Source organism: Gellertiella hungarica (genome assembly GCF_014197145.1).
In the GTDB taxonomy this organism is placed as follows: Bacteria; Pseudomonadota; Alphaproteobacteria; order Rhizobiales; family Rhizobiaceae; genus Gellertiella; species Gellertiella hungarica.
On the sequence record NZ_JACIEZ010000001.1, the window covers coordinates 583,569 to 601,307 of the forward strand.

The window sequence follows — 17,739 nt, forward strand, 5'->3', positions numbered from 1 at the left end:
ACGCTGATCAGGCATAGAACGCGCCGGATTGCCGGGGAATCTGTGGCTAAACTATGGCCACGGGATTGATTCGGCGGGGGCACTACGGATCAATCGCAGACTTATTGCGTGAGAGGATGGTTAAGCCGTGAGCGAACACGACATCAAAAGCGAAACCTTGGGCGAGCCAACTCGCCGCGATTTCCTTTATCTGACCACAGGAATGGCCGGCGTTGTCGGCGCCGCGGCCGTTGCATGGCCGTTTATCGACCAGATGCGGCCGGACGCTTCGACGCTCGCCCTCGCTTCTATCGAAGTGGACGTTTCCGCACTGCAGCCGGGCATGTCGCTGACGGCGAAGTGGCGCGGCAAGCCGATCTTCATCCGCAACCGCACGGAGAAGGAAATCGAGGAAGCCAAGGCCGTCCAGCTCGCCGAGCTGAAGGACCCGGTTGCCCGCAATGCCAACATTGCCGCCGATGCCGAAGCCACGGACATTGCCCGCTCCGCTGGCGAAGGCAAGGAAAACTGGATCGTGATGATCGGCTCCTGCACCCATCTCGGCTGCGTGCCGCTCGGCCAGGCGGGGGATTTCGGCGGCTGGTTCTGTCCCTGCCACGGTTCGCACTACGATACGGCCGGCCGTATCCGCAAGGGCCCGGCACCGATGAACCTCGCCGTACCGAACTTTTCGTTCATTTCCGATACAGTGATCAAGATCGGTTAAGGGGATACTGATTATGAGTGGTCATTCGTCTTACGAACCATCGACCGGGCTTGAAAAATGGATCGACGCGCGCCTTCCGCTGCCGCGTCTGATGTATGACAGCTTCGTCGCCTATCCGGTGCCGCGCAACCTGAACTATGCCTACACCTTCGGCGCCATGCTGTCGGTCATGCTCATCGTTCAGATCCTGACCGGCGTCGTGCTCGCGATGCATTACTCGGCTGAAACCACCGTAGCCTTCAACTCGGTGGAAAAGATCATGCGCGACGTCAATCACGGCTGGCTGCTGCGCTACATGCACGCCAACGGCGCATCCTTCTTCTTCATCGCGGTCTACCTGCATATCGGCCGTGGCCTCTACTACGGCTCCTACAAGGCTCCCCGCGAAATCCTCTGGATCCTCGGCGTGGTCATCTACCTGCTGATGATGGCGACGGGTTTCATGGGCTACGTTCTGCCCTGGGGTCAGATGTCCTTCTGGGGCGCTACGGTTATCACCGGCTTCTTCTCGGCCTTCCCGTGGGTCGGCGAGTGGATCCAGCAGTTCCTGCTGGGTGGCTTTGCGGTGGACAACCCGACCCTGAACCGCTTCTTCTCGCTGCATTACCTGCTGCCCTTCATGATCGCCGGCGTCGTCGTCCTGCACATCTGGGCCCTGCATGTGACCGGCCAGACCAACCCGACCGGCGTCGAAGTCAAGACCAAGACCGACACCGTGCCCTTCACGCCCTATGCGACGCTGAAGGATGCGCTCGGCGTATCCGTCTTCCTGATGGTCTATGCCTGGTTCATCTTCTACATGCCGAACTACCTCGGCCATCCGGACAACTACATTCCGGCAAACGCCCTGAAGACACCCGCTCACATCGTTCCGGAATGGTACTACCTGCCGTTCTACGCGATGCTGCGCGCCATCACCTTCAACATCGGCCCGATCGACTCCAAGCTCGGCGGCGTTCTGGTGATGTTCGGCTCGATCATCATCCTGTTCTTCCTGCCCTGGCTCGACACCTCCAAGGTCCGATCGGCTGTCTACCGTCCGTGGTACAAGCTGTTCTTCTGGATCTTCGTGGCCAATGCCATCATGCTCGGCTGGCTGGGTTCGCGTCCGGCAGAAGGGCTCTATGTCGTGCTCTCGCAGCTCGGCACGCTCTACTACTTCGGCTTCTTCATCGTGATCATGCCGCTTCTCGGTCTGTTCGAGACCCCGCGTCGCATCCCGAACTCGATCACCGAAGCCGTGCTCGAGAAGAGCGGCAAGGCCGCGGCAAGCGCCTGACACGAAGCGACAGAGAGGGACTGAAAACAATGAAAAAGCTTGTTGCAAGCATTCTGTCGCTGGGGATCCTCGCAGGCGCCGCGTCCATCGCGGTTGCCGAAGAGGGGCACGACCTCAAGGCCGCGGTAGAGCATGCCGAAAAGGCGCTGCACTACCCCGTCCTGAAGCCGAAGCACATCAACTGGTCCTTCGCCGGCCCGTTCGGCAAGTACGACAAGGCCCAGCTGCAGCGCGGCCTGAAGGTGTACAAGGAAGTCTGCTCGGCCTGCCATTCGATGAACCTGGTGGCCTTCCGCACGCTGGAAGATCTCGGCTACTCGGAAGAGCAGGTAAAGGCCCTCGCTTCGGAATACGAAGTGCAGGACGGACCGAACGGCGACGGTGAAATGTTCACCCGCAAGGCCATTCCGTCCGACCACTTCCCGTCGCCCTACCCGAACACGGAAGCCGCTGCTGCCGCCAACAATGGCGCCGCACCGCCGGACTTCTCGCTGATCGCCAAGGCACGCGGTGTCGAGCGTGGCTTCCCGACCTTCATCTTCGACATCTTCACCCAGTACCAGGAAAGCGGCCCGGATTACATCTACTCGCTGCTGACCGGCTACCAGGAGCCGCCGGCGGGTGTCGAAGTTCCGGAAGGCACGCATTTCAACCCGTACTTCATCGCTGCCAAGTCGCTGGCGATGCCGAAGCCGATCGAAGACGGTCAGGTGACCTACGACGACGGCTCGCCGCAGACCCTCGACCAGTATGCGCAGGACGTTTCGGCCTTCCTCATGTGGGCAGCCGAGCCGCACCTGCCGGAGCGCAAGCGCACCGGCTTCATGGTGATGGTCTTCCTCGCGATCTTCACCGCGCTGATCTACGTCACGAAGAAGTCGGTCTACGCGAACAAGGAACACTGATCCGTTCCCCGATCCATCACCGAAGGGCGGCCTCGAGCCGCCCTTTTTTATGGCGGGTCATCGGCCGAGTTGCTACGATCCGCTCCTGTATTTCCCCAGCCTACGGATACCCCATGTCTTTCAGCCGCCAGGAACTCGCCGATACCATCCGCTCGATCCCCGATTATCCGAAGCCGGGCATCATCTTCCGGGACATCACCACGCTGCTCGGCAATCCGCGCGCCTTCCGCAGGGCTGTCGACGAACTGGTCAATCCGTACGTAGGCATGAATGTCCGCAAGATCGCGGGCATGGAGGCTCGGGGCTTCATCCTGGGCGGGGCCGTTGCACACCAGCTTTCGGCCGGCTTCGTGCCCATCCGCAAGAAGGGCAAGCTTCCGCACGAGACCGTGTCGATTGCCTACAGCCTGGAATACGGGGTGGACGAGATGGAAATCCACCGCGACGCTGTCCTGCCCGGCGAGAAGGTCATCCTGGTGGATGACCTGATTGCGACCGGCGGCACCGCCGTCGGTGCCGTGCAGCTTCTGAGGCAGATCGGCGCCGAGGTGGTGTCCGCCTGCTTCGTCATCGACCTGCCCGATCTTGGCGGCCGGGCCAAGCTGGAGGCGCTTGGCGTCGAGGTCCGCACGCTGGTGGAGTTCTCCGGTCACTAGTGGGCGATACAACCTGTGAATTCATTCGGGCCGGGGCTTCAATCCCGGCCTTTGCATGTGTTAAGTGTCTAAAGAAAGGAATATCTAAATAAAAGAACGTCGTTCGGAGGAGGAATTTTCATGAAGTCGATTGCAAGACATTTTCTCTTGGTGGCCGTCGTTGCAGCTGGCGCGTGTCAGGCGCATGCCGGCCCCGCGGATGACGTGGCTGCGACGGCAACTGCGTTCTTCAATGCGCAGAATGCCCATGATCTGGAAACAGTCAGCAGCATCATGGCGAATTCCGAGGATTTCCTGCTGGTCCGGGGGCCTGCCCTGGTGTGGGGGCACGACGCGGTCGTGAAGCAGTATGCGGAGCTCTACAAGGGTGTCTGGGCCGTCAAGACCGATGGGAAGCCGCCGAAAGTGGTGATGTTCAACGACACTGCAGCGGAGACATTTGTGCCTGTCACCTTCACGGTCGGCCCCAGGGAAGGGGAGACGAAGGAGTTCGCGCTGAACGTCACCCAGATTTGGGTCAGGAACGGCGGCAACTGGCAGATTCAGAGCATCCTCGCCACACCCGTCAAGCCGCTTTGACGATTCCGCCGTATCTTGGGCTTAGAACGGAGCGCAGGTTTAAGAGGCGAAGCGAAGCGGGCCTCGGGCCCGCGTGGCTCACGCAAATTCAACGATCGCGCTCTCGAAGCTGACGACGGGCTCGCCCCGCTGGTTCACGCCTTCGCATAACACCTGGTTCATGATCCAGCCGGGCCTTGAGGCAAGCGTCCTGTGGCCGAGCGGCGTTACCGAATAGGTGATGGTGTCCCCGGCAAAGACGGGCCGCAGCCAGGAGAGTTTCTTGAAACCGGGGGAGGGACCCATCTTCGGTGGCTCCTTGCCTTCCGCTCTCAGCCGTTTTTCCTCGGCGTCGAAGAAGGAAACATAGCTGCGCATCCACCCGGCGCAGGTGTGCCACCCGGAGGCGCACAGCCCGCCGAACAGGGACTGTTTGGCCGCTTCCGCATCCACGTGGAAAACCTGCGGATCGAAGCGCTGGGCGAAGCGGACGATGTCCTCGGCAGCGAAATGCACCGTTCCGATATCGACCTTCTGGCCGACCGGATAAACCTCCGTCAGTCTCATGCAGCGTTCTCCCGGGCGGTGCGCATGCCCATCATGATGGCGTTTTCGCCGGTGCAGACGGGTTCGCCCTTCTGGTTTACGATCTCGTGGCGGAAGCGCACCAGGCCGATGCCCGGACGCGACTTCAGCGGGCGGGCTTCCACAACGGTGGTCTTGCCGGATAGCGTGTCGCCGGCAAGGACGGGATTGCGCCATTCCAGAAAATCGATGCCGGGCGAGCCCTGCGACGAGGAGTCCAGCAGGAAGCTGTCGGTGAGCATGCGCATCATCATGCCGCTCGTATGCCAGCCGGAGGCCGAGAGGCCGCCCAGAATGCTCGCCCGCCCATCCTCTTCCGACAGATGCATGGGCTGTGGGTCAAATTCCCGGGCAAATTCGATGATCTCTTCAGCCGTCACGTGGCGCGGTCCCAGCGCGAACGAACGGCCCACGGTGAAATCTTCATAACAATATCGCTTTTCGGCCATAACTCTTCCCCCGGCGAAATTTGCGCTGCACAATGGCGAGCAAATTCAGGCTTTTCAAGGTGAAATCATGCCCGATTGGTTCTCCGCGCTCGGAATTTCGGAGGATGCCGGCACGGCTGTCCGGGACGAATTGCGCCGGCTTGCCCTGCATCAGGTTCCGGCCGGAACGGTGCTGTTCCGGCCCGGTGATGAACCGCGCGGCTTCATCGTTCTCCTCACGGGCAGGATTCACGTATACCTCACGGGAAGGAATGGTCGCGAGCTTCTGCTCTACCGGGTGGAGCCGGGGGAAAGCTGCCTGCAGACCACGCTCGGACTTCTGGGAGAAAGCGTCTATCAGGGCGAGGGCGTCGCCGAGACAGCGCTTGCGGGCTACGTCATACCGCCCGGGCTTTTCCTGCGTCTCATGTCCTCGTCCGAAGGGTTTCGCGGTTTCGTCTTCCGTGCCTTCGCAAACCGGCTGTCCGATGCGCTTTTCGTGCTGGAGCAGGTCGCCTTCGTGCGGGTGGAGGAGCGCCTGGCCCGGGCCCTGCTGGAGGCGGCCGGGGAAAACGGCCTTGCACGCGTCACGCATCAGCAGCTTGCCGTTGCCATCGGCTCTGCCCGCGAGGTGGTCTCCCGGCGTCTCGAGGCTCTTGCCTCCAGCGGCCTCATTGCACTCGAGCGCGGCGAGATCAGGATCATGGACGGCGAGGGGCTGAGACGGCTTTCTGCGCCGGTTCGTGACTAAATCACCGACAGCCAGACGAGCCGCGGCCTATGCTCTTTCCACGCCCGCCATTCGGGCCTGATCGGAAAGGACCAGCATCATGTTCAAAACCAATGTCGGCGGCCTGGACCGCTTTCTGCGCATCGCCGCGGGGATCGTGCTTCTTGCCCTCTTCTTCCTCTATCCGGAGGCATCGTGGCGTTACCTGGCGCTGATCGGCATCGTGCCGCTGCTCACCGGGATTTTCGGCACATGCCCGCTCTACAGCATGATCGGACTTTCGACCTGTCCGGTGAAGCAGCCCTGAGCCTCCCCAATTCCGCCGCAACGCTCCGCTGAACTGGGGATGCATGCCGGGCGGACCATTTCCGTTCGCTCCGGCTTGCTCTAGAATTCGGACATGGACCGAGGGACGGGATGGGGATGGACATCATCATGAGGCAGGACCTCGCCGCAGCTGCCGGCGAGGGCATCATAACCCCGGAGCAGGCGGACAGGCTGGGTGCTTTCCTTGCCGCGCGCCGCAGCGCCACGGGCGAACCCGGCAGTGGCGCAGACCCGGCATCCAATCCGCTCGAGGATTCGGAAATGCCCCGCTTCGTGCGGGGATTTCACGACATCCTGATCACGATCGGCATCCTCATCCTGCTTGCCGGCATCTCCGGGCTCAGCCATCCCGCGCTGGCCCTCGTCGCCATCATTCCCCTCGCAGAACTGCTGGTGCGCCGGCAGCGACTGGCCTTGCCGGCCTTCACGCTCACCCTGGCCTATGGCGGAAGCGTGACTGCGCTGCTGATGCTCCTGATGCCCTCCTTTTTCGAGACGCAAGGAGAGGAGGGGCCGAGCGTGTTCTTCTTCTTCCTGGCGGGCTATGTGCTCACCTTCGTGCCGTTCTACTGGCGCTATCGGGTGCCTGTTGCCCTTGCTGTCATGATCGTCCTCGCGGGAGGGACCTTCGTTCTCATGCTGGCGGCCATCGCCGAGCTTGCGCTTTACGACAAGGTGGGCAGCCACCCGCTGCTCACCATGGCCTTCGGCCTGGCAGGCGCTCTTGCGATCCTGGCTGTTGCGCTGCGTTTCGATCTCTCCGATCCCGGGAGGGTCACGCGGCGTTCCGACGTGGCCTTCTGGCTGCATCTCGTGGCCGCCCCGGCGCTGCTCTATTCCCTGCTGGCGGTATTGTTCTTCCTGCGGGCGCCGGAAAACGACTCGGACATCAGTGCGGTAGCCACGTCCCAGCCGGTAACGGTGGTGCTGCTTGTCGTGGCCTTCATTCTGTTCGGTCTCGTCTTCGACAGGCGCGCCTTCGTCACATCCTCCCTGCTGTCGCTCGGCCTTTCGCTCGGCACGCTCTTCCGGCAGGGCCTCTCCGGCCTCGACAGCGTGTTCTTCGTCGTGCTCCTTGCCCTCGGGCTGATCGTTCTGGTGATCGGGGTATCCTGGCCGCACCTGCGCCGGCTCGTCATCGGCGCCCTTCCGCCGGACCTGAAAACCAGACTGCCGCCTCTTCGATGAAGGGCGGCAGCTGTTACTTCTTGCCATTGTGCTTTCCTGGGTGCGATAGGAGGGCAAGGCTTAAGGGGGAAATGCTGAGTGAGTGAACACCGCTTCAGGCTCGATATACAGGGCATGCGGGCTATTGCGGTCGCGCTGGTTGTTACGTTCCACATCGACAAGGATTTTCTGGGGGGAGGCTTTGTCGGCGTTGACTTCTTTTTCGTCATTTCGGGCTTCATTATCGGATCCCTGCTGCAGGAGCAGTTTGGCGCTCATACATTCTCTTGGCACCAATTCTTGCTAGCGCGCGTCAGGAGAATCGTGCCGGCTTATGGCTTTCTGCTGGCCGCGACATCTGTCATAGCGCTGGTCCTGTTTCTTCCGCGCGACTTCGAAACATTTATCGGCAGTCTCCAATCCGCGGCTTACTTTACCAGCAATAGATTTTTCGCGGCACAAGCCGACTATTTTGCTCCCTCATCCCACGAGCTTCCGCTATTACACACTTGGTCGCTTGCCATAGAGGCGCAGTTTTATCTTCTATTTCCGCTGCTATATCTGATCCCCTCTAAACGTTGGCGGGCCACCTTAATGGTATTGGTTGCCATGGCACTGTTAGGCCGGTCTGCCCTAAAGCTGAATGAGGGAAACCATCAAGCAGAATATTTTGCTCTTTATGGACGCATCCCGGAGTTCCTTGCGGGCGCCTTAGCGGCGATGGTGCCGAACACTAATCTGGGTGCTAGAGGTGTCCAATCCTGGAGGGGCGGTCTGGGTTTGATGCTGATCTTGGGAAGCGCGTTCTTGCTGAACGAGGAAACTGCTTTTCCGGGCGTTAATGCTCTCCCGTTGGTACTGGGCGCAGTAATGATGATCTGCTCGCCTCAGGGACGGGTCAACGCAATGCTCAAGCACCCTGTCTTCCTATCGGTGGGCAACATTTCTTACTCGCTGTACCTGTGGCATTGGCCGGTCTTGAGTTTTTGGCGGTATTGGAACGGCGTTTACCATATCCAGCTGCTCCCCCTAGTTTGCCTGTTGATCATCATCCTTCTGCTGTCTTTTGCCTCGTACGCATGGATCGAGAAACCGTTCCGATCAAGAAGCGGTATTGGACTCAGTGGGTGGTCGCTTGCCAGCGCGATACTCGCTGCCGTGACCGTTGGAGCAGTTGTAAGTAAGAGCCATATTGCACCACCGCTGCCGATCGAATGGAGCCGCTATGCAGATCCAACGACTATATGCCATGGGCAGATTGTCGGCGACTGTGTCCGCGGCCTGCAAAACGCGCCAAGGGAGATATTGCTGCTGGGAGACAGTCACGCAGCGCAGCTAAATCTGGCTGCTTCCGCCATGGGAAATGCGGCCAAGGCCCGCATCCGTGTTATCTCCGCAAGCAGTTGTGTGCCTGTGGAGGGCTTCGATGTGGATAGACTTCCTTATTGGGCTCAAAAGCCATGCCGCCAGGCGATAGAGCAAGCAAACACCTATCTTTCCAAAGCTGATGCGGTGATCGTAGCGGGTATGTGGACCTATCAAGTCGAGAGCCCAAGGTTCCTCAGCGCCTTCGCTGCGTTTCTGGACCAGGTTCATTCCCGCGGGCTGCCAGTTATGGTCCTCGGTCAAATTCCCAAGTTCGAGCAGAACCCGCTTCGCGTCCATAGATTCGCTCAAGTGGGGCTGCCGACTCCTGAAATGATCCGAGACCCCGCGCTAGAGAAAAGCAACTCGGTCATTCGCGGCCTTGCTCATGCTCATGGTGAGGCATTCTTCGTGGAAGTCGGCACCCTTCGCATGTTCCGGAATGCGCCCTACCTCAACGGAGCGCTCATCTATCATGACAGCCATCATCTGAATGAAGTTGGCGCTCGCGAGTTTGGAAATGAGGTAGGTCCTCTTGTAGCCTCGTGGACCTACCGTGTTTTTCGCTGAACGTATCAGGTGTTGAACTTGAAGTGGATGACGTCGCCGTCCTGCACGACGTATTCCTTGCCTTCGTCGCGCGCCTTGCCGGCTTCCTTGGCGCCGGTTTCGCCGCCATACTTGACGAAATCGTCATAGGCGATGGTGTTGGCGCGGATGAAGCCGCGCTCGAAGTCGGAATGAATGACGCCGGCGGCCTGCGGGGCCTTGGTGCCGCGGACGATGGTCCAGGCGCGCGTTTCCTTCGGTCCTACCGTGAAGTAGGTGATCAGGTCGAGCAGGTGATAACCCGCGCGGATCAGGCGGTCGAGGCCAGCCTCGTGCAGGCCGAGCGCCTCCAGGAACTCCCTCGCTTCCTCGTCGGGAAGCTGGGCCACTTCCGCCTCGATGTTGGCGGAGATGACCACGCATTCCGCGCCCTGTTCCTTTGCCATGGCTTCGACGGCGCGCGTATGGGCGTTGCCCGTTGCGGCATCGGCCTCGGCCACGTTGCAGACGTACAGGACCGGATGCGAGGTCAGGAGGTTCAGGCCGCGCAGGATCTTCACCTCGTCCGCTCCGAGTGTCGGCACCAGAACGCGGGCGGGCTTGCCTTCGGAAAGCAGCTTCTGGACCGCTTCCATGATCGGTAGCTGCGCCATGCTGTCCTTGTCCTTGCCGGTGGCGCGCTTGCGCGTCTGCTCCACGCGGCGTTCCAGGCTGTCGAGGTCGGCAAGCATCAGCTCCGTCTCGATGGTTTCGGCGTCGGCAACGGGGTTGATGCGGCCTTCCACATGGGTGATGTCATCGTCCTCGAAGCAGCGCAGCACGTGCACCACCGCGTCGACTTCACGGATGTTTGCGAGGAACTGGTTGCCCAGCCCTTCGCCCTTCGAAGCGCCGCGAACCAGGCCCGCGATGTCGACGAAGGAGATGCGGGTCGGGATGATTTCCTTCGATTTGGCGCTGTCGGCCAGCACCTTCATGCGGGGATCCGGAACGGCCACTTCGCCTGTATTGGGCTCGATGGTGCAGAAGGGGTAATTGGCGGCCTGAGCGGCAGCCGTGCGCGTCAGCGCGTTGAAGAGGGTGGACTTGCCGACATTCGGCAGCCCGACGATACCGCATTTGAAACCCATGGCAGGTCCTGTCTTCGTCTGATGTATGGCGTTGGAAGCCTTTTGCGGAAAGGGGCAGGGAAGGTCAAGGGTGGAAGGACAAAACCCGCCGCATTCGCGGGGAATGCAGCTCTTTGCGCCTCCTTGCCCGCACGGTTCATCCTTTTTTAATTCCGAACTTGCTTTCGTACCATGAGGAGAGATGCCGTGACGCCGGAGGGAATTGATGCCGCTCTATTACTACATCTTAGCCGTGCCGGTTTTCTGCCTGTTCGGCGTCCTGCATCATGTCGTGCGTGCCGTCTTCAATCTTTTCCCGGACCGGGGCTATACCAATACCTCGCGCGAAGACTACAGCTTCACGGATGACATGCTGAGCGGCAATTACGACATCACCGACCACCTCGTGGGGACGGAATATGACGAGAACGGCTACTACGACCTGCACAGCCTGAAGAACGTCAGGATCGCCTGTCAGTTTGCGGTCGGCGGGGGCGTCGTTGCCCTGCTTGTCGTGCCGGGCCTGGACCAGATCTTCCGGCAGGCGGTGGATGCCCTGGCGCTCGCGGCGTGGAACCTGTTTCTGTTCCGGCTTGCGAACCTCGAACTCTTGTGAAACTCAGCCGTCCTTCTTGCCCAGCAGCTTCTTCAGCATTTCTGCCATGGGGCCGGTGGCGGGCAGCGCCTTGGGTTGTGCGTGGTTGCGCGCCTGGTGGATATGGGACTTGCCGACGGGCTTTGCTTCCCTCGCGTTCCCGGTTGCATCGGAGGGCTTGCCGCCGGTGGCCAGCGCAATCTTGTTCTGGAACTGGCTGTCTTCTCCCCTCACCAGCATGTCCGCATTGTCGGCGATGGTGTCGAGCAGCGGCTCCAGCCAGGTCCGGTCGGCCTTGGCGAAATCCCCCAGCACGTGATTGTGCACCTGCTCCTTAGATCCCGGATGGCCGATGCCAAGGCGCACGCGGCGATAATCCTTGCCGCAATGGGCATCCATGGACTTGATGCCATTGTGTCCGCCGTGTCCGCCGCCCACCTTCACCCGGACCTTGCCGGGTGGCAGGTCGAGTTCGTCGTACAGCACGACGATGTCGGCCGGCGTCAGCTTGTAGAAGCGCATGGCTTCGCCGATGGACTCGCCCGACAGGTTCATGAAGGTCTGCGGCTTGATCAGGAGCACCTTCTCCCCGCCGATCTCGCCTTCGGCGATCTCGCCCTTGAACTTCTTCGACCAGCCGGAGAAGGAATGGCGGCGGTGGATGGCATCGACGGCCATGAAGCCGATATTGTGCCTGTTTCCGGCGTATTTGCTGCCCGGATTTCCAAGACCCGCGATCACCCGCATCGTTTCACCTTGCCTGAAGAGCCGCTCCCTGCGGCGGCGCGAGCCTTACTTGGCGTCGGCGGCACCGTGCGTCAATCCGTTTTTTTGATCAGGCTCTGGAAGCGCTGCTCCGGCATGCCGTGCTGGACATAGATCCGGTCCTGCTCGCCGCTCAGCACGATCTGGTCCAGCTCCTTCTGCAGAGCCCTGATGGTGGCATCCGGCACATCCAGGCTGCAGGCGAGCGCATAGATCGCGGTCGGCATGGAAAGCACCTCTTCAAGCGGCTGGCCCTTGGCAAGCTCCGCGCGATAGGCTGCTTCCGAGGTCATGGCCAGATCGATGCGGCCGCTGATGAGTTTCTTGAGAGTCAGCCCGAAGTCGGAGGCGAGATCGAGCTTGGTGAAGCCCTGCTTGGTGAGATAATCGGCCGCGTAGTCGCCGCGCTGCACGCCGACGATGTAGTTCTTCGCCTCGTCGACGGTGCGGGGCGACACGCCGCTTCCGGCCCGGCGGATCAGAAGCACCTTGCCGCCTCCCAGCGGTTCCACCCATTTGAACAGCTTGTCCCTTTCGGGTGTATGGGCGGCGGCGAAAATGCAGGTCATCGGGTCTCGCGTCGCCATCTGGTAGGCGCGCGCCCATGGCAGCATGTGCATCTTGTAGGCGATGCCGGCGCGCTTCATCATGGCATGAACCTGATCTGCCCCGGCGCCGACGATCTCGTCGCCACGCATGTATGTGTAGGCCGGATAGGGCTCCGTCAGCACGGTCAGCGGTTCAGCGGCCGCGGGGCTGCCAAACCATGCGGCGAAGACGGCCGCAATTGCGAGCTTTCGCTTCATGCCACCCTCCCAAGGTGTGCTCATGAAACTCCGCGGGCGCTCAACCCGGTCACGAAGGCCGGTCTCATGCCGGCTCTTGTCTCCGTTTCCTGCAAGCCACCGGTTGCCTGTCCCCTGTCTTTTCTCGTGTGTAAGGCACCGGTCAGATCACGCCGGAGTTTCTGGTGTGAACGATATCACTCTGCATCAAGGCTTCCAGTTCATGGGCGGGGAGCGGCCGGCTGAAGAGATAGCCCTGGCCGCAGTCGACACCCATCTCAAGAAGTATGCGCCACTGTTCCTGAGTTTCAATACCCTCCGCGATCACCGTGCATGCCATCTTGTGAGAAATCGTTGCGATGCCTTCCACCAGCATCCGGCTCTTGTCGTAGACCTCGCCGCCTGCCGTGAGCGCCCGTATGAAGGACTGGTCGACCTTGATGATGTCGACGGGGAAGCGATTGAGATAGCTGAGTGACGAGTAGCCCGTGCCGAAATCGTCGAGAGCCAGCCGGCAGCCGTATTTGCGGATCTGGCCGAGGATCTGGGATACTTCCGGATTGTCCTGCATCAGAACGGCCTCGGTGATCTCCACCACCAGCGCATCCGGCCGGATGCCGTGGCGTTCGATCACGGTGGCGAGCCGTGCGGGCAGTCCGGGTTCGATCTGGAGCGACGAGAAATTGATGGCGACATAGGCATCGGGAAGGTCCTGATCCTTCACCATGCGGGCAAAGTGCGCCACGGCCTTGTCCAGCATGCGATTGCCGATGCGGATGATGCTGCCGGTGTCTTCGGCAACGGAAATGATCTCCGCCGGCGGCAGCACGCCGCGCGTGGGGTGGATGAGGCGCAGCAATGCCTCGAAACCGACGATCTGGCCGGTGGTGAGGTTGATCAGCGGCTGGAAGTAGGCATCCAGCCAGTCATTGGCGAGACCCGCCTCGATGAAGTCCTCGATCTCGGCCCTGCGGCGGGTCTTGTCGGTCATCGAGGGATCGTAGACCTGTGCGCCGTTCTTGCCGTCGCGCTTGCGGGAATACATGGCCATGTCCGACATCTGCAGCAGCTCCGCGCCGGAGCGGGCATGCAGCGGATAGAAGGCAATGCCGATGCTGGCGGAAAGCCGGGCCTCCATGGAGCCCGCATCGAAGGGGTGGTCGAACATGTCGGTCAGCCCCTTCGCCAGCTGGAAGGCCGAGTGCTGGGCCTGCGGCGCCATGCGCAGGATGGCGAATTCGTCACCGCCGAGGCGCGACACGCAGTCGTCGGGCCGCAGGAGCGGCTGCATCTTCGACACCACATCGCACAGAACCGTATCGCCGGCCGCATGGCCCAGATTGTCGTTGATCCACTTGAACCGGTCGAGATCGATGAAAAGGCAGGCAAGTTCCTGCCCGGTCTCGTCGGCCTGCCGGATCTTCTCGTCGAGCGCGGCCTCGAAGCCCTTCCGGTTGGTGAGGCCGGTCAGATGATCCGTCACGGCCTGACGGCGAATATGGGCCTCCGATTCCTTCAGGGCGGATACGTCGGTCATGACGCTCAGGGAGAAGGAGCTGCGCAGGTCGCCCGCCCCGGGCGGTGTCTCCACGATCAGCACGTCCATCCGCTCGCCGTTCGCCTTGATGAAGCGGACCGTCACACCCTTCGTCGCCACGTCCTCGCTGCCCTGGTCCGAGCGGCGATGATAGGCCTCCAGATCCGCCGGATCGACCATGCTGGCAAAATAGCGGTCGATGACTTCCGCCCGGCTGTAGCCGGTCGCGACCAGCCAGTAATCGCTGACGGCGGTAATGCGGTCGTCCGCGTCGATGGAATAGAGCATCGCGGGCGTGCGGTTGTAGATGTCCGTGGCGCGGCGGTGCGCGAGACGGAGCTCCCGCTCCTCCTGCTCGAGCTTGCTCTGCATCTCGTTGAAGCGGGCGGCCAGATCGCCCATTTCATCCCGCGAATCCCAGTTCACCCGCTGGCGGGAGCCGAACTTGCGCGTCGCATCGACGGCGGCCGTGAGGCGCATCAATGGCGTGATGATCATGATGCGATTGCCGATGATGGCCGCAGCAGAGACCGCCATCACCGCAAAGGCGAAGATCGAGATGAAGCCGAGCTCGATCGGCTTCAGCGAAGAGAAGAGACCGACTTCGGGGTAGTAAACGGTGAGTTGCCCGATCCGCTGAAGGCCGTTGGGGCTGTCGTGATAGATCGCTTCGCTGACCGAATCGAGCCGCTGCTCGCCCTGGAACCCCTTGGCGGTGCGGGTCAGCTGAAACTGGTTGGCATCGCGGATCACCACCCGCGCGATGGCCGGATCGGAGACGATGGTTTCCGCGATCTGTCCGACGCTGACGCCGTCGAAATCCCAGAGCGGCTGCGAAAGCGCCTTGGCATTGCTGGTTGCGACGATGCTGGCGTGATTGACGATGTCGGTGCGGGCGCGCGCCGAAGACAGAAACAGAAAAAGGACGAAAAGGGGGGCAACGAAAATCAGCAGAGCGCCGCTCAAAATGGCGAGGAAGCGACTTTCGACCGAATGGGTCATGCAGAAGAACCGGCAGAGGCAGGTAGACCGGCCTTGGGGCAGGGGGCTGTCGTCGTGCAATGATGTGTCGTGCTCATCGCCATGTCCAATCCCGGCTTCAGCATGAATAAAGGCCTGGTTCCCTATCTGCGTAAGTCTCGTCTCCGGCAGGAATCAACAAATCACCGGGGACAGCCTTCAGTTTTAGGAAAAACCTAATTCAGGTCAAAACTAAATTTCGGGCTAAGGGGCTTAACAATCACAAAAAAATTCCCGCAAGCTTTCGCCGCGGGAATTTCTTGCAGTTCACCTTAGGGAAGTCTTTCTCCCCGGGATACTGTCGATCAGGCTTCTTCGCCAGAGGTGCCGCCAGCCGGAGCAACCAGGGTGGCGATCGTGAAGTCGCGATCGGTGATGACGGGCGTGGAGCCAGCCGGCAGCTTCACATGCGAGATGTGGATGCTGTCACCGATCTTGTGGCCTTCGAGGTCGACAGTCAGGAATTCCGGAATGTCGTTGGCCGGGCAGTGCAGCTCGACTTCGTGACGAACGATGTTCAGCACGCCGCCGACCTTGATGGCCGGGCACTTTTCCTGGTTGATGAAGTGAACCGGCACTTCCACGGTGACCTTGCTGTCCGCGGAAACGCGGATGAAGTCGACGTGCATGGTGAAGTCACGGACCGGATCGAGCTGGTAGTCCTTCGGCAGAACGGAGATCTTCTGGCCGTTGAGGTCGATCGTGGCGACGGTGGTCATGAAACCGCCGGCGTGAATGCGCTTGGTCACCTCATTGGTGCTGAGCGCGATGGAAATCGGGGCCTGCTTGTCACCATAGATGACAGCGGGGATCTGGCCATTGCGGCGAAGTTCACGGGAGGACCCCTTACCAACCCGTTCGCGCGCCTCGGCCTTGAGCTCGTAAGATGCGTGGCTCATGGCATTTTCCTTTCGAGGTTATATGGAGAGTTCAGGGCGGCGGGCCGCCAGGAACGGAAGTCCCCCGGGGGAGCCTTCATCCGCGGTGCCTCCAAGGGTGTCTGCGCGGACCGGGGCGCTATAGACCATCAGCGCCCGCTTGGCAAGCGAGGCACCCGGCATATCCGCCCTGCGGGCCAGGCGCATGCAGGCGGAGGTTGACAGGACGGGGCGGGCAAACCACCATCGGCCCGAATTCTTGATCCGGAGACCCCCCATGAAATACCGTTCGTTCCTGCTCGGCACCGTTGCCGCCCTGAGCCTGTCCACCGCTGCCGTGGCAGCAGGGCCGACCCCGGAGGGCGCCGCGGCCATCGTGAAATCCCTCACGGGTTTCCTGCCGGACAACGTGATCAAGACCGGTTTCATTGCGGCGATCCCCGAGGGCGATCACTATCGCCTGAGCGTGGATCTCGGCAAGCTCGCCGGACTGCTGAAGCCGGAAAAGGGCCAGTTCGACCTGTCCGCGCTCTACGAGATGCAGATCTTCCCGCCGGCGGGCGATGAGGGGTTGATGGCGGTGAAGCGGGAATCCGGGCCGCTCAGCATCAATGCGAAGTGGAGCGTGGGTGACCAGAAGGGCGATGTCTCCTACCTGATCAAGGATCTGGTCTTCAATGGCGATTTCGATCCGGCGATTTCCTACTTCCGGTCCGGCATGGGACATGCCAGCGGCGGCTCGATCACATCCTATGACGGCAAGCAGAACCTGACGGCGAGCTTCGGTCCGTCCGATTATACGATGTCGGGCGCACGCAACGGCCAGGGATCGGTCGATCTCGTCAGCAGTGCCCGGATCTCCGAACTCGCCGAGACGATCAGTGGCCCCGAAATGCCCCTGACGACCCTCACGATGGGCAATATCGGCATCGACGGCAAGGTGACGGGCATCAAGATCCAGGAGATCTCGGCCCTGTTGAACTTCGTGCTTGCCCATGCGGACGAGAAGACGCTGACGCCCGAACAGCGCCGCTCGCTGGCGGACCTCGTGCGCAAGGCAATGCCGCTGATGACCGCCTTCACGGAAGAGGTGCGCGTGGACAACCTGGCCGTGACCACGAGCGGCATTACCGGCAGGGTGGACAATCTGACCTATCACCTCGGCATGGCCGGACTGACCGACGATTCGGAACTGCATTTCGGCATGTCGCTGAAAAACCCGCAACTCATCGGTCTGCCCCAGGTGGTCGCCTACGGCGATCTGATCCCGAAGGACATTTCGATGACCATGTCGCTGGGCGGGCTGAACTTCGAAACCGTCATCAACAGCATCCTCGACCAGGCGGACTATGATGCAAAGGAGCCGCTCACCGAGGCGCAGTGGGACGCGATCGGGAAGGCCTTCCTCAAGGACGGCCGCCTGAAGGTCGAGCTGCCCGAGTTCCAGGCGACGTCGCCGCTCTATTCCATCTCGGTCAAGGGCCACGTGTCCGCCGAAACACAGGCCGAGCCCGCAAAGGCCAATGCCGAGTTCGACGTGACCGCCAGGGATCTCGACAAGACGATTGCCGGCATCCAGAGCCTTGCCCAGTCGGTGCCCGATCTCAACACGGCATCCTTCGGCCTGATGATGGCCAAGGGCATGGCGAAGAACGACCCGGACGGCACCAGCCGCTGGAAGATCGAGGTGGCGGAAGACGGCCAGGTGAAGATCAACGGCCAGGTGATGCCGCACTGAGTGCGGCATCAGGCAAGCGCAACAAAGGAAAACCCCGGTGCCGCAGGCGCCGGGGTT

The 17,739-nt window shown here is 61.3% G+C and carries 18 protein-coding genes; 11 read left to right on the plus strand and 7 right to left on the minus strand.

Annotation, left to right across the window (positions count from 1 at the left end; all coding sequences use genetic code 11):
* The first annotated feature begins 127 nt into the window (after positions 1–127).
* The 5 genes from petA to GGR23_RS02755 all read left to right on the plus strand — a co-directional run bounded on the left by petA (position 128) and on the right by GGR23_RS02755 (position 4,125).
* Entirely contained in the window at positions 128–706 is a 579-nt protein-coding gene (gene petA, locus GGR23_RS02735) for a ubiquinol-cytochrome c reductase iron-sulfur subunit (protein WP_183364577.1), read from the plus strand.
* 13 nt (positions 707–719) lie between these two features.
* Positions 720–1,985, plus strand: coding sequence for a cytochrome b (locus GGR23_RS02740; protein ID WP_183364578.1), 1,266 nt, complete (start codon positions 720–722; stop codon positions 1,983–1,985).
* A 29-nt stretch (positions 1,986–2,014) separates the two neighbouring features.
* Positions 2,015–2,890 carry a cytochrome c1 gene (locus GGR23_RS02745; RefSeq protein WP_183364579.1) on the plus strand — a complete coding sequence of 292 codons (876 nt, stop codon included), beginning with the start codon at positions 2,015–2,017 and terminating at the stop codon, positions 2,888–2,890.
* Positions 2,891–3,003: 113 nt separating this feature from the next.
* Positions 3,004–3,546, plus strand: a complete 543-nt coding sequence (locus GGR23_RS02750; protein ID WP_183364580.1) for an adenine phosphoribosyltransferase — start codon at positions 3,004–3,006, stop codon at positions 3,544–3,546.
* A gap of 120 nt (positions 3,547–3,666) precedes the next feature.
* A complete protein-coding gene (locus tag GGR23_RS02755; RefSeq protein WP_183364581.1) occupies positions 3,667–4,125 on the plus strand; it encodes a YybH family protein in 459 nt (152 codons plus the stop codon).
* A 78-nt stretch (positions 4,126–4,203) separates the two neighbouring features.
* Here the strand turns inward: GGR23_RS02755 and GGR23_RS02760 are convergent, their stop codons facing one another.
* Positions 4,204–4,671, minus strand: coding sequence for a MaoC family dehydratase (locus GGR23_RS02760; RefSeq protein ID WP_183364582.1), 468 nt, complete (start codon positions 4,669–4,671; stop codon positions 4,204–4,206).
* Positions 4,668–5,138, minus strand: coding sequence for a MaoC family dehydratase (locus tag GGR23_RS02765; protein WP_183364583.1), 471 nt, complete (start codon positions 5,136–5,138; stop codon positions 4,668–4,670). Before GGR23_RS02765 ends, GGR23_RS02760 begins: the two co-directional genes overlap by 4 nt.
* 67 nt (positions 5,139–5,205) lie before the next feature.
* Here GGR23_RS02765 and GGR23_RS02770 point away from each other — a divergent pair, with 67 nt between their 5' ends.
* The 4 genes from GGR23_RS02770 (at position 5,206) to GGR23_RS23510 (ending at position 9,276) form a co-directional block, all read left to right on the plus strand.
* The gene (locus GGR23_RS02770) at positions 5,206–5,868 is read left to right on the plus strand and encodes a Crp/Fnr family transcriptional regulator (protein ID WP_183364584.1); all 663 of its coding nucleotides are present in this window, start codon (positions 5,206–5,208) and stop codon (positions 5,866–5,868) included.
* Positions 5,869–5,947: 79 nt separating this feature from the next.
* Positions 5,948–6,154 (plus strand): YgaP family membrane protein, encoded by a 207-nt coding sequence (locus GGR23_RS02775; protein WP_183364585.1) that lies wholly within the window; start codon positions 5,948–5,950, stop codon positions 6,152–6,154.
* Positions 6,155–6,270: 116 nt separating this feature from the next.
* Complete coding sequence (locus GGR23_RS02780) at positions 6,271–7,362, plus strand: hypothetical protein (RefSeq protein WP_183364586.1); 1,092 nt, start codon at positions 6,271–6,273, stop codon at positions 7,360–7,362.
* 78 nt (positions 7,363–7,440) lie between these two features.
* Positions 7,441–9,276: an acyltransferase family protein gene (locus GGR23_RS23510; RefSeq protein ID WP_183364587.1), complete on the plus strand. Its 1,836-nt coding sequence runs from the start codon at positions 7,441–7,443 to the stop codon at positions 9,274–9,276.
* A gap of 5 nt (positions 9,277–9,281) precedes the next feature.
* On the opposite strand, the gene ychF is transcribed toward GGR23_RS23510, so the two are convergent.
* Positions 9,282–10,385 (minus strand): redox-regulated ATPase YchF, encoded by a 1,104-nt coding sequence (gene ychF, locus GGR23_RS02790; protein WP_183364588.1) that lies wholly within the window; start codon positions 10,383–10,385, stop codon positions 9,282–9,284.
* A 205-nt stretch (positions 10,386–10,590) separates the two neighbouring features.
* Between ychF and GGR23_RS02795 the strand changes: the two genes are divergently transcribed.
* Positions 10,591–10,980 carry a hypothetical protein gene (locus GGR23_RS02795; RefSeq protein ID WP_183364589.1) on the plus strand — a complete coding sequence of 130 codons (390 nt, stop codon included), beginning with the start codon at positions 10,591–10,593 and terminating at the stop codon, positions 10,978–10,980.
* A gap of 3 nt (positions 10,981–10,983) precedes the next feature.
* Here GGR23_RS02795 and pth read toward each other — a convergent pair whose 3' ends face one another.
* From pth to GGR23_RS02815, 4 genes are all read right to left on the minus strand, one after another.
* Positions 10,984–11,706 carry an aminoacyl-tRNA hydrolase gene (gene pth, locus GGR23_RS02800; RefSeq protein ID WP_183364590.1) on the minus strand — a complete coding sequence of 241 codons (723 nt, stop codon included), beginning with the start codon at positions 11,704–11,706 and terminating at the stop codon, positions 10,984–10,986.
* A 71-nt stretch (positions 11,707–11,777) separates the two neighbouring features.
* Positions 11,778–12,530, minus strand: coding sequence for a substrate-binding periplasmic protein (locus GGR23_RS02805; protein ID WP_183364591.1), 753 nt, complete (start codon positions 12,528–12,530; stop codon positions 11,778–11,780).
* Between the two features lie 142 nt (positions 12,531–12,672).
* Positions 12,673–15,048 (minus strand): bifunctional diguanylate cyclase/phosphodiesterase, encoded by a 2,376-nt coding sequence (locus GGR23_RS02810; protein WP_183364592.1) that lies wholly within the window; start codon positions 15,046–15,048, stop codon positions 12,673–12,675.
* A gap of 323 nt (positions 15,049–15,371) precedes the next feature.
* A complete protein-coding gene (locus GGR23_RS02815; protein ID WP_183364593.1) occupies positions 15,372–15,965 on the minus strand; it encodes a 50S ribosomal protein L25/general stress protein Ctc in 594 nt (197 codons plus the stop codon).
* Positions 15,966–16,221: 256 nt separating this feature from the next.
* Here GGR23_RS02815 and GGR23_RS02820 point away from each other — a divergent pair, with 256 nt between their 5' ends.
* On the plus strand, positions 16,222–17,682 hold the full coding sequence (locus tag GGR23_RS02820; RefSeq protein WP_183364594.1) for a hypothetical protein: 1,461 nt from the start codon (positions 16,222–16,224) through the stop codon (positions 17,680–17,682).
* The last annotated feature ends 57 nt before the right edge of the window (positions 17,683–17,739 follow it).

Coding starts and splice junctions, on each gene's coding strand:
- GGR23_RS02760 (WP_183364582.1), bottom strand. CDS start 4,671: ATGAGACTGACGGAGGTTTATCCGGTCGGCCAGAAGGTCGATATCGGA.
- GGR23_RS02795 (WP_183364589.1), top strand. CDS start 10,591: ATGCCGCTCTATTACTACATCTTAGCCGTGCCGGTTTTCTGCCTGTTC.
- GGR23_RS02815 (WP_183364593.1), bottom strand. CDS start 15,965: ATGAGCCACGCATCTTACGAGCTCAAGGCCGAGGCGCGCGAACGGGTT.
- GGR23_RS02740 (WP_183364578.1), top strand. CDS start 720: ATGAGTGGTCATTCGTCTTACGAACCATCGACCGGGCTTGAAAAATGG.
- GGR23_RS02755 (WP_183364581.1), top strand. CDS start 3,667: ATGAAGTCGATTGCAAGACATTTTCTCTTGGTGGCCGTCGTTGCAGCT.
- ychF (WP_183364588.1), bottom strand. CDS start 10,385: ATGGGTTTCAAATGCGGTATCGTCGGGCTGCCGAATGTCGGCAAGTCC.
- GGR23_RS02780 (WP_183364586.1), top strand. CDS start 6,271: ATGGACATCATCATGAGGCAGGACCTCGCCGCAGCTGCCGGCGAGGGC.
- GGR23_RS02765 (WP_183364583.1), bottom strand. CDS start 5,138: ATGGCCGAAAAGCGATATTGTTATGAAGATTTCACCGTGGGCCGTTCG.
- GGR23_RS02775 (WP_183364585.1), top strand. CDS start 5,948: ATGTTCAAAACCAATGTCGGCGGCCTGGACCGCTTTCTGCGCATCGCC.
- GGR23_RS02750 (WP_183364580.1), top strand. CDS start 3,004: ATGTCTTTCAGCCGCCAGGAACTCGCCGATACCATCCGCTCGATCCCC.
- GGR23_RS02805 (WP_183364591.1), bottom strand. CDS start 12,530: ATGAAGCGAAAGCTCGCAATTGCGGCCGTCTTCGCCGCATGGTTTGGC.
- GGR23_RS02820 (WP_183364594.1), top strand. CDS start 16,222: ATGAAATACCGTTCGTTCCTGCTCGGCACCGTTGCCGCCCTGAGCCTG.
- GGR23_RS02810 (WP_183364592.1), bottom strand. CDS start 15,048: ATGACCCATTCGGTCGAAAGTCGCTTCCTCGCCATTTTGAGCGGCGCT.
- pth (WP_183364590.1), bottom strand. CDS start 11,706: ATGCGGGTGATCGCGGGTCTTGGAAATCCGGGCAGCAAATACGCCGGA.
- GGR23_RS02770 (WP_183364584.1), top strand. CDS start 5,206: ATGCCCGATTGGTTCTCCGCGCTCGGAATTTCGGAGGATGCCGGCACG.
- GGR23_RS02745 (WP_183364579.1), top strand. CDS start 2,015: ATGAAAAAGCTTGTTGCAAGCATTCTGTCGCTGGGGATCCTCGCAGGC.